Origin of the sequence: Nguyenibacter vanlangensis (assembly GCF_013376155.1) — a bacterium.
Taxonomy (GTDB): Bacteria; Pseudomonadota; Alphaproteobacteria; order Acetobacterales; family Acetobacteraceae; genus Gluconacetobacter; species Gluconacetobacter vanlangensis.
The window spans coordinates 1-9,844 of sequence record NZ_JABXXP010000062.1 but is presented as its reverse complement, the minus strand read 5'-3'; the positions used below and the strand labels follow the sequence as shown (position 1 = coordinate 9,844).

The following is a 9,844-nucleotide window of genomic DNA, read 5'->3' as shown; positions in this document are numbered from 1 at the left end:
GGCCGATGTTCCGGCGCTGCGCAGTGCGCTGATCGGCGCGCTGCGCCAGGCGTGCGGGGCGCTGGAGCTGTCCTCGGTCCATGCGACGTTCTGCACGGCGGAGGAGCATGAGGCATTCGGCCGGGCCGGCTGGCTGCTGCGCCAGGGCATGCAGTTTCATTGGGACAATCGCGGCTATCGCGATTTCGACGATTTCCTGGCCGCGCTGTCGTCGCGCAAGCGCAAGGTGCTGAAGCGCGAGCGGCGCGACGCCAATGCGTGCGGCCTGACCTTTCGCACGCTGCGCGGCGGGGCGATCACGCCCGAGATCTGGGCCCATTTCTATCGGTTTTATACCTCGACCGTCGATCGCAAATGGGGCAGCGCCTATCTGACGCCGGAATTCTTTCCGCTGCTGTCCGAGCGGCTGGGCGAGCGGGTGGTGCTGATGCTGGCCGAACGCGACGGCGCGCCGGTGGCCGGGGCGCTGAACCTGATGGGCGCGGACGCGCTGTATGGCCGCAACTGGGGGTGCGACGGCGATTACCCGTTCCTGCATTTCGAGCTGTGCTATTACCGCGCGATCGAGTTCGCGATCGCGCACGGGCTGGCGCGGGTCGAGGCCGGGGCGCAGGGCGAGCACAAGATCCAGCGGGGCTATCGCCCCTGCCCGACCTATTCCGCGCACTGGATCGAGCATCCGGGCCTGCGGGCGGCGGTCGGGGATGTCCTGGCCCGCGAGCGCGCGCATGTTCTGGCCGAGATGGCCGAGCTGGATGCGCTGTCGCCGTACCGGGCGGTGGACGATGCGTGATGGGCGGCGCCTGATATCCAGCCGCTTGAAGGCGAGGGCGCTGCCCTCGACCCGCAAGGGGTCGCGGACCCCTTGACCCCGATTCGTCGATACCCGATTCGTCGATAATGAATGGTTGCCAAAGGCGCCGCCTTTGGCGGGGCGCGGGGCGGCGCCCCGAAGGTGCGATCGGGGTCCAATGGCAGACGAAGGCTTGATGACGCTCGCGCTTGCCGCGGATGCCGATATGGGCGGGGACCGTTCGTCTCGGCGGCGGCATCGCGCCGTGCTTGCCCTGTGCGCGCTCAATTTCTTCATGGCGGACGTGCAGGCGGGGATCGGCCCTTTTCTTGGCGTGTTCCTCCAGCGCCATGGGTGGCAGACCGGCCCCATCGGGTCCGTCATGACCGCCGGGGGGATCGCCGGCATGCTGGCGGCGATCCCGGCCGGAGCGTTCATCGACCACACCCGGCGAAAGCGTCTGGTCGTGATCGTCACGGGCCTGTGCACCGTCCTGGCTTCATTCCTGTTGCTGTTGTCGCAGTCCGCGATCGTCGTGACGCTGAGCCAGCTTGCGACGGCCGTTGCGGGCGCCGCGATCGGACCGGCGATGGCCGGCATGACGCTCGGGATCGTGCGTCAAAAGGGTTTCAACGCCCAGATGGGACGCAACCAGGCCTGGAACCATGCCGGGAACATGGCCGGCGCGGGCCTGTCCGGCTGGTTCGGCTGGCGCTTCGGACTTCCGGCGATCTTTTTTCTCTCTGCTGCTTTCGGCGTGCTTGCCATTGCCTCGGTGCTGGCCGTCCCGGAGACATCCATCGATCATCGGGCGGCGCGCGGACTGGAGGACGGCACGGACCATGATTCCGGAACTCGGGCCGAGGGCCTGAGATCGTTTCTCCACCACAAGCCCCTGCTGGTCCTGGCGGTGTGCCTGTGCTGCTTTCACCTCGGCAATGCCGCGATGCTGCCGCTCTATGGCATGGCGGTGGTCAGCGCGGGCAAGGGCGATCCCGCCATGTTCACGGCGACGACCGTCGTCGTGGCCCAGGCCGTGATGATTGTCGTCAGCCTGCTGGCCATGCGTCTCGCCGCGCGGCGCGGTTACTGGATCGTGCTGCTCGTCTCCTTTGCGGCGCTTCCGCTGCGCGGCGTGCTTGCGGGCAGCTTTATCCAGCATTGGGGCGTATGGCCGGTGCAGATGCTCGACGGGATCGGCGCGGGGCTGCAAAGCGTCGCCGTTCCTGGTCTGGTCGCGCGTCTGCTCCGCGGAACCGGACGCGTCAATGTCGGTCTCGGCATGGTCATGACCGCCCAGGGGGTCGGCGCCGGCCTGTCGCCCGCCCTGGGCGGTTGGCTTGCGGAGGCTTTGGGATATTCGTCCGCGTTCTACACGCTCGGGTGCATTGCCGTTCCGTCACTTCTGCTCTGGATCGGGTTCGGCGCGACCGTGCGCGCGGCGAGCAGGAATGCTGCATGACGACCACGATCCGGCCGCGCGCCCGCTCCTGATCGGGGGATGGTGCGTGTTCAGCCTTTCGCCCACTGGGCGGCGGCGTCCCTGGCGAAGGAGGCGTATGCGCGCGGCGCGCCGCCGAGCAATCGGGTGAGGCGCGCGACGTCGTCCGGGGTCGCCGCCGCGCCGTCGGCCTGGTAGCGGGCGAACATCAGGCGCAGGTCGAGCGCATGCCAGGCGGGCAGCATGGTTCGGAGGCGCTGTTCCATCATGCCGAGATCGTCGCCGCCGTAGCGGATGGGACGGCCGAGCGCCTTGCGCCAGATCGCGGCGATCTCCTCGCCGGTCAGGCTGTCCGGACCGACCAGTTCATAGGCCTCGCGGCCGAGCGGCGCGGCGGCGTGTTCCCGGCGCGCGAGTTCGATCGCCGCGGCCTCGCCGATGTCGCGGATATCGACCATCGAGATGCCCTTCGCGCCGATCGGCGCGCCATAGGCGCCGAATGTCAGCAGCGGGTCCTTCTGGCGAAAATCGTTCTGGATGAAATAGGCCGGGCGCAGGATCGTGGCGGGAAGGTCGAGCGCGTCGATCATCCGCTCGACCGTGTATTTGCCGGCGAAATGCGGCACGTCGGCATAGGCCGCGCCCTTGAACACCGACAGATAGACGATGCCCTTGACGCCGGACTCCCGGGCCACTGTCAGCGCCAGCATGGCCTGGGTCAGTTCGTCGGCGACGTTCGGAACCAGCAGGAACAGCGTGCTGATGCCCTGGAGCGCCGCGCGCAGCGACTCCACGTCGCCGGGATCGCCGCGGACCGGGATCACGCCGGCGGGCAAGCGCGCCGTTTCGGGCGAACGGGTCATGGCGCGGACATCGACATTGCGGCCCTGCAGGTGGGCCAAGACCTGGGACCCGATGGTCCCTGTGCTGCCGGTTACCAAGATAGCCATTTTGAAAGCTCCTCGAGAGGTTGCGAGCGGTTGTGCGTCTCGAGGAAACAGATATTCGTTCCATTACCGGAGGCGAGATGGCATTTTTGAGATTGCCTGTCTCATTATCGGAACAGCGTGATGAATCTCGACGCCTTGTCCGCCTTCAACCTGGTCGCTGCCCATGGCGGGTTCGGGCGCGCCAGCCGCGTGACCGGCCGGCCGAAGGCGACGCTGTCGCGCCGGGTCGCCGAACTGGAACAGAGCCTGGGTGTCAGGCTGATCGAGCGCGGTGCCCACAGCCTGCGCCTGACCGACGAGGGGCGTGCGCTCCATGCGCGCACGGAAGGGCCGCTGTCGGAGATCGCGGAAGCCGGCGAGGCCGTCATCCTGGGGGCATCGACGCCGCGGGGCAGGTTGCGGGTCAGCGCGCCGGTGGTGTTCGCCCATGTCGCCCTTCCCCGGATCGGCGCCCGTTTTGCGCGTGCCTATCCCGAGGTCCAGCTTGAGATCGTCGCCGAGGACCGCAAGGTCGATCCGGTCGAAGATGGCTATGACCTGGTGATCCGGGTCGATCCCGCGCCGGACGAGCGCCTTGTCGGTCGTCGGTTCCTGAATGACGAACGCCTGATCGTGGCGCCGACCGACATGGCGCGGCCCGCCCCGACGGACGATGGCGGGGTGTGTGCCGTGAAGGCCGTCCTGCTGGGCACGGCGGCGCCCGATATCGTTTGGCGCATGCGCGCCGGAACGGAAACGGAGATCGTCCTGGGGCCGGAGCCGGTCATGCGGCTCTCGTCGCTGCTGATGGTGCGCGATGCCGTGCTGGCGGGCGCAGGTGCGGCGGTGCTGCCGAGGCTTCTGGTCGCGGACGATATCGCTTCGGGCCGGCTTGCCTGTTGGGGGACGCATGCCGGCCCGTCGGTCGAGATCTGGGCGCTTCAGAGCGCGCGCCGCCTTGTCGGCGCCAAGGTCCGTGCTTTTCTTGACGCGGTCGAAAGGGCGTTTCCGGAGAGGATCTTCGTTCCGCCGGCTTGAACTCTGGCGTCCCGGGCGGTTTGGGCGCACCAATGTCGTTTCCGAACTGCGCAAGGTGAGCGACGGCGTGGCTGATGCCGATGTCGTTGCCTGGCTGTCCAATATAGATGCCACGATGCTCTGTCTTTCGGCCGTGACCATCGTGGAGATCGCGTTCGGCGTTCTACGGATTGAACGGCGCGCCCCCGATCAAGGGGCCAGGCTCTGCCGCTGGATGGATCAGCGCATTCTGCCTGAATTCGCAGATCGAATCCTGCCGGTCGGTACGGCCCTGGCGCTGCGCTGCACGCCTCGTCCTATGCCCGGCTCGGGCCCCGAACGTGCTGCGTTCATCGCTGCCACAGCCTTGGCCCATGGTATGACGATCGTGACACGAAACGTCGCCGGTTTCATTCCTATCTCCATATTATCCTCCCGATGGACGTACATTGTGCCAATTGGCGCGAGCGAACGCCCTGAGCCGTTTTCACCGCATTGGATAGACATGTTAGGTGAGTGCTTACTGCATCTTTCATTATCGCAAGGAAAGACTGTAACAGAGCACAACTTTGATGCTTGCCAGTCCGATGAGCGCCGTGCAATGTAACATAGCCAACTCTCGCTGGAAGACGCAAATGATTACGATTCCGGAATTATAGATGACGATCTCCATCATCGTATTATTCATAATTTATGTTTTATCCCCAGCAATTTTACTTTCATTGGTATCCAGATATGGACCATATCCTATCGTTGGGGCAAGACAGTGGGATTTATTCTCATATCACCACATTATTGGATTTGATTTATGGTTGTTTTTTGTCATAGGCCTACCCACAACAATATTTTCCTCAGTCTCTGCATTTATAAAGAATAGATACATATCATTTTTCGTCTGCTTTTTAGGTCCATTTTTGCAGTTTTTGTGGTTATTTTATCAGATACGGCACGGCCAAGGACCTGAAAGTGACATACCAGAGGGCAGTCCTTTCAAAAGCCGACTTGGGGCTTCATTGGTTTACAATTTGCCGATATGCCTATTCTCATGCCTTTGGTGTTTTTCGCTTAGGACATATATTTTCAGGAACCACACAAGAAATCGTCTTTCTCCCAAAAAATCGGTGCATTGAATGCCCTTTTGGAAATTCGATATGACGGGTTTTCAAGAGGTGCGGGGCGTGATTCAAGCTACGAATGTGGACGTCAGAGCCGCGAGGCCGGATAGCTGGGATCACGCGCAAGACGAAACGCTATCCGTCTGACCTGACCGATGAGGAATGGGAGATCATCCGGCGGTCAGGCACGGCAAAAGGGTTCGAAGTTCTCGCGTGTCGATGGGGGGTTGAACGGACATTTGGCTGGATGATCCGTTGGCGTCGCCTTGTAAAGGGCTACGAACAGCGGATCGACGTCGCAGAAGCCATGATCCACATCACCTTGGGTAGCATTTCCAAAAAGGGCTCTAAGACGGAGAAGCATCATGTTTGATTATGAAAACAACTTCGACGAATTTATGATGAGACTGAATACACAGAACGCCATCGGCATCTGGTGGGCATTGGGATTATCCGATGACGACACAAAATCGATGACTATTCGAGAAAAATTTGCAAAATTCAAAAAATTCTTTGAATACGCTATTTTTCATAATAGAATCATTGAGTACGATCTGAAGAACCAGCGGGCAATTTTCTCTGGCGATGAGCCGGACGTTGTCTTCGACCGGATTTTCGTGGACTTTCCCCTGAATAAATTGCCGGATCATGGCGGGGACCGCGAGCGAGCATTTTTGGAATATATGTACACGAAGTTCGACGGATGGGCGGTTCTGAATGAGGGAACGACCCTTTGTATCCCCGATTAGCCCCCCTACGGGTCTGGCGTCGGAATTGTGATTGGGGGTCATAGACCATGAATGTGAACCACAGGCGCCGATTTCAACAGTAGAAACTGCCGGGAGAATTGGATTACAAAACTACCAAGCAAGCTATCAAATTGAATACGAGAGATAAAATTCGAATTTTAAAAAAGGAATGAACATAATGTCTGAAAAATTTTTAAACGAATTAGAATATGCAAGCGGATCTGACGCGCATTCAATTTGGAAAGACCTAAATCCAGGCATCACAACACACGTGAACAGCATGGATTCCATGGCAGAACTCATTGATTTTTTTGAATTTGCCATATCAAAAAATGTTATTATTGAATACGATATTGAACGCAACATTCCTATTTTTTCTGGCGACGAACCAAAAACAGTAGCGCAACGCACGTTTAGTGACTTTACCGCAAAAGTTCCCAATATTCCAGCCCAAGATCCATTGAGCAACGATGATTTTGTTGCTTATCTCATGTTCAAGAGAGGATGGGCTGTGTTACTTCATGGGACAAGGCTTATTTTCCCAGAGGAATAACAATACGATTTTTCCTGAACGGCACAGGATTTTCCGGAGGATTCGATTTGCGATAACTCAACTCAAAAAGCGGATTAATGCAGATTCTTGGCCAATTTCACGGAACTCTGCAGATGCAAGCGAATAAAATTTGAATTCCAATTGGACAAATCGATATGTCAGGCAAATTTTCCGAGGCATTAGAATATATAAATGGCGGAAATGCCTACTCAATTTGGAGAGATCTAAACCTTGAAGCAACGAAAAACATAGAAACTGAATGTGCCAAAAAAAATCTTATAGAATTTTTCGAATTTGCCATATCGAAAAATGTTATTATTGAATACGATGCCGTAGAAAATGTGCCAATTTTTTCGGGGGATCCACCGAAAATCGTAGCAGAACGAATATTCGGTGACATTCGTCTCAAAAATCCTAACCTGCCAGCTATGAACCCCATCAACAATGATGATTTTCTTGCATACCTTATGTTCAAGAGAGGATGGGCAGTATTGATTCGTGGAACGCGTCTCATGTTTCCGGAATGAAATTCCCGATAACGACACGGACGAATGGTTGAAAGAACTCTCGGCGAAGACGGATGCGCTGGCGCGGCCGAGTTCGATTGTGGATTTCGAATTATTCCAGCCATCTCTGATACAGGCCAGGCGGCGCCCTGGCGGGAGCATGGGCCGCGACCGCCCTATGACTTCGCTTTGATGTTCAAGGCCGTGATTCTGACGGCGGGTCACTTGCGGTTGGACGAGTGGACAGGGTTCCTGATCGGATCGACTGTCGTTCATGCACGTCCTGATCATTGGCCTTTCAGATTGACCATCGTTCTTCCTGATAGACCGTCAAATGGGATAAAGAGTTAAAACTCGAAGTTTAAAATAGAGAATTGTGATGTCTGAAAAATTCTTAAGCGTTATCGAATACATAAACGGTGCTAACGCCTATGTAATCTGGTCTGACCTAAATCCCGGAGTGACAAAAAACGTCAACAGCGCAGCATCCGTAAAGGAGCTTTTGGATTTTTTTGAATTTTCCATATCAAATAATATAATTATCGAATTTGACACGGAAAGGAACACTCCCGTCTTTTCCTGCGACTCCCCAAAAGTAGTGGCCCAACGGATATTTAGAGATTTTTCTTCCAAGGTACCCCATATGCCAGAATTTGATCCACCAAGCGACGATGACTTTGTCGGATATCTCATGTTTAAAAGAGGATGCGCGGTGTTGGTTCATGGAACACGGCTTATGCTTCCCGATTAAATTCAAAAATAATAATACATAGCACGGATTCAGGCATTAATGAGGCGGCATCGGCCCAGATCAGGCCGGCGCGGCCAGGGCCTTGCGCAGGTTGGTGTCCAGTGCGGCCAGGAAGTCCTGGGTGGTCAGCCATTTCGTATCGGGTCCGACCAGCAGGGCGAGGTCTTTGGTCATCTGTCCGGCCTCGACCGTTTCGATGCAGACGCGTTCCAGTGTTTCGGCGAAGCGCGTTACCTCGGGCGTGTTGTCGAAGCGGCCGCGATAGGCCAGGCCGCGCGTCCAGGCGAAGATCGAGGCGATCGGGTTGGTGCTGGTCGGCCGTCCCTTCTGGTGTTCGCGGTAATGGCGGGTGACGGTGCCGTGCGCGGCCTCGGCCTCGACCACGTCGCCGGCGGGGTTGAGCAGGACCGAGGTCATCAGCCCCAGGCTGCCGAAGCCCTGGGCCACGATGTCGCTTTCGACGTCGCCGTCGTAATTCTTGCAGGCCCAGACATACCCGCCGCTCCATTTCAGGACGGAGGCCACCATGTCGTCGATCAGCCGGTGTTCGTAGGTCAGGCCCAGCCGGTCGAAATCCGCCTTGAACTCGGTGTCGAACACCTGCTGGAACACGTCCTTGAACATGCCATCATAGGTTTTCAGGATCGTGTTCTTGGTCGACAGATAGACCGGCAGCCCGCGGTCCCGGCCGTAGGTCAGCGACGCGCGGGCGAAGCCTTCGACCGATGCCCTTGTATTATGCATGCCCAGCGCCACGCCGGGCCCCTGGAAATCATGCACCGCTATGTCGACCGGCGCGCCGCCGTCGGCGGGGCGATAGGTCAGGGTGACCGTGCCGGGGCCGGGGATCCGCGTCTCGGCCGCGCGATAGATGTCGCCATAAGCGTGGCGGCCGATCACGATGGGCTGCGTCCAGTGCGGCACCAGGCGGGGCACGTTGGAACAGACGATGGGTTCGCGGAAGATCGTGCCGTCCAGGATGTTGCGGATCGTGCCGTTGGGCGAGCGCCACATCTGCTTCAGCCCGAATTCGGCCATCCGGGCCTCGTCCGGCGTGATCGTCGCGCATTTGACGCCGACCCGGTATCGCCGGATCGCCTCGGCGGCCGCGACCGTCACCCCATCGTCGGTCGCGTCGCGGTTTTCGATCCCCAGATCGTAATATTTCAGCGTGATCTCCAGATAGGGCAGGATCAGCCTGTCCTTGATGAAACGCCAGATGATCCGCGTCATTTCGTCGCCGTCGAGTTCGACGACCGGTTCCTTGACCTTGATCTTGGCCATTTGGAGCACTCTCTTGCGTCTTCTTGTCGTTTGCATGCGCGGGGCGTGCGCGCCTGCCGGCCGCACGCCGAGGCAGTCTTAACGACGCGCATCGCCGCCGCCCGTCACAATCCGGTCATGACCGGCGATTCTGATCCAGATCATGGCAGAGGACGGCGTTGCCAGATGGAATGGGTTGGATGGAATGGTCCGGATGGAACGGACCAGATGGGATGGCCGGGACCGGCCTGCCGAACGGAGTGCCCGCGATGCATGCCATGCGCCTGAATGCCCCCCGGACCGCGCTGGAATGGGTGGACCTGCCCGACCGCCTGCCCGGCCCCGGCGAAATCCGGGTGACGGTCAGTGCCTGCGGCGTCTGCCGGACCGACCTGCATGTCGTCGACGGCGACCTGCCCTTCCCCGGCCATCCGCTGATCCCGGGGCATGAGATCGTCGGCCGGATCGACGCGCTGGGCGCGGGCGTGGAGGACCTGCGGCCAGGTCAGCGGGTCGGGGTTCCGTGGTTGGGCCATACCTGCGGCACCTGTCCCTATTGCCGCGCGGCGCGGGAAAATCTGTGCGATCGTCCGCTGTTCACCGGCTATACGCGCGACGGCGGCTATGCCACCGCGGCGATCGCCGATGCGCGCTATGCCTTTCCGCTGGGCGAGGAGGGCGACGACGTCGCGCTGGCGCCGCTGCTGTGCGCCGGGCTGATCGGCTG

Annotated in this window: 11 protein-coding genes and 1 pseudogene; 10 read left to right on the top strand and 2 right to left on the bottom strand. The window is 59.4% G+C overall.

Annotation, left to right across the window (positions count from 1 at the left end; all coding sequences use genetic code 11):
* Positions 1 to 793, top strand: a 793-nt coding sequence (locus HUK84_RS05895; RefSeq protein ID WP_176639442.1) for a GNAT family N-acetyltransferase, incomplete at its 5' end; no start/stop codon positions are given.
* A gap of 196 nt (positions 794 to 989) precedes the next feature.
* Positions 990 to 2,255 (top strand): MFS transporter, encoded by a 1,266-nt coding sequence (locus HUK84_RS05890; protein ID WP_218064235.1) that lies wholly within the window; start codon positions 990 to 992, stop codon positions 2,253 to 2,255.
* 50 nt (positions 2,256 to 2,305) lie between these two features.
* Here HUK84_RS05890 and HUK84_RS05885 read toward each other — a convergent pair whose 3' ends face one another.
* Positions 2,306 to 3,184, bottom strand: a complete 879-nt coding sequence (locus HUK84_RS05885) for an NmrA/HSCARG family protein (protein ID WP_176639441.1) — start codon at positions 3,182 to 3,184, stop codon at positions 2,306 to 2,308.
* A gap of 120 nt (positions 3,185 to 3,304) precedes the next feature.
* Between HUK84_RS05885 and HUK84_RS05880 the strand changes: the two genes are divergently transcribed.
* The 7 genes and pseudogenes from HUK84_RS05880 (at position 3,305) to HUK84_RS05850 (ending at position 7,854) form a co-directional block, all read left to right on the top strand.
* Positions 3,305 to 4,201 carry a LysR family transcriptional regulator gene (locus tag HUK84_RS05880; protein WP_176639440.1) on the top strand — a complete coding sequence of 299 codons (897 nt, stop codon included), beginning with the start codon at positions 3,305 to 3,307 and terminating at the stop codon, positions 4,199 to 4,201.
* Positions 4,140 to 4,787, top strand: a complete 648-nt coding sequence (locus HUK84_RS23125) for a PIN domain-containing protein (protein ID WP_374729270.1) — start codon at positions 4,140 to 4,142, stop codon at positions 4,785 to 4,787. Before HUK84_RS05880 ends, HUK84_RS23125 begins: the two co-directional genes overlap by 62 nt.
* 674 nt (positions 4,788 to 5,461) lie before the next feature.
* Positions 5,462 to 5,668: pseudogene (locus tag HUK84_RS05870) on the top strand (transposase); the annotation flags it as partial.
* Complete coding sequence (locus HUK84_RS05865; protein ID WP_176639439.1) at positions 5,661 to 6,044, top strand: hypothetical protein; 384 nt, start codon at positions 5,661 to 5,663, stop codon at positions 6,042 to 6,044. The pseudogene HUK84_RS05870 and the gene HUK84_RS05865, both read left to right, overlap by 8 nt.
* Before the next feature lie 178 nt (positions 6,045 to 6,222).
* Positions 6,223 to 6,597, top strand: coding sequence for a hypothetical protein (locus HUK84_RS05860; protein WP_176639438.1), 375 nt, complete (start codon positions 6,223 to 6,225; stop codon positions 6,595 to 6,597).
* Positions 6,598 to 6,752: 155 nt separating this feature from the next.
* Complete coding sequence (locus HUK84_RS05855; protein WP_176639437.1) at positions 6,753 to 7,124, top strand: hypothetical protein; 372 nt, start codon at positions 6,753 to 6,755, stop codon at positions 7,122 to 7,124.
* Positions 7,125 to 7,482: 358 nt separating this feature from the next.
* Positions 7,483 to 7,854 (top strand): hypothetical protein, encoded by a 372-nt coding sequence (locus tag HUK84_RS05850; RefSeq protein ID WP_176639436.1) that lies wholly within the window; start codon positions 7,483 to 7,485, stop codon positions 7,852 to 7,854.
* 60 nt (positions 7,855 to 7,914) lie between these two features.
* Here the strand turns inward: HUK84_RS05850 and HUK84_RS05845 are convergent, their stop codons facing one another.
* Positions 7,915 to 9,138, bottom strand: coding sequence for an NADP-dependent isocitrate dehydrogenase (locus HUK84_RS05845; protein ID WP_176639435.1), 1,224 nt, complete (start codon positions 9,136 to 9,138; stop codon positions 7,915 to 7,917).
* A 248-nt stretch (positions 9,139 to 9,386) separates the two neighbouring features.
* Here HUK84_RS05845 and HUK84_RS05840 point away from each other — a divergent pair.
* Positions 9,387 to 9,844: alcohol dehydrogenase catalytic domain-containing protein (locus HUK84_RS05840; RefSeq protein ID WP_176639443.1), on the top strand; the 458-nt coding region annotated here is incomplete at its 3' end.

Coding starts and splice junctions, on each gene's coding strand:
- HUK84_RS05880 (WP_176639440.1), top strand. CDS start 3,305: ATGAATCTCGACGCCTTGTCCGCCTTCAACCTGGTCGCTGCCCATGGC.
- HUK84_RS05865 (WP_176639439.1), top strand. CDS start 5,661: ATGTTTGATTATGAAAACAACTTCGACGAATTTATGATGAGACTGAAT.
- HUK84_RS05890 (WP_218064235.1), top strand. CDS start 990: ATGACGCTCGCGCTTGCCGCGGATGCCGATATGGGCGGGGACCGTTCG.
- HUK84_RS05885 (WP_176639441.1), bottom strand. CDS start 3,184: ATGGCTATCTTGGTAACCGGCAGCACAGGGACCATCGGGTCCCAGGTC.
- HUK84_RS05855 (WP_176639437.1), top strand. CDS start 6,753: ATGTCAGGCAAATTTTCCGAGGCATTAGAATATATAAATGGCGGAAAT.
- HUK84_RS05845 (WP_176639435.1), bottom strand. CDS start 9,138: ATGGCCAAGATCAAGGTCAAGGAACCGGTCGTCGAACTCGACGGCGAC.
- HUK84_RS05860 (WP_176639438.1), top strand. CDS start 6,223: ATGTCTGAAAAATTTTTAAACGAATTAGAATATGCAAGCGGATCTGAC.
- HUK84_RS05850 (WP_176639436.1), top strand. CDS start 7,483: ATGTCTGAAAAATTCTTAAGCGTTATCGAATACATAAACGGTGCTAAC.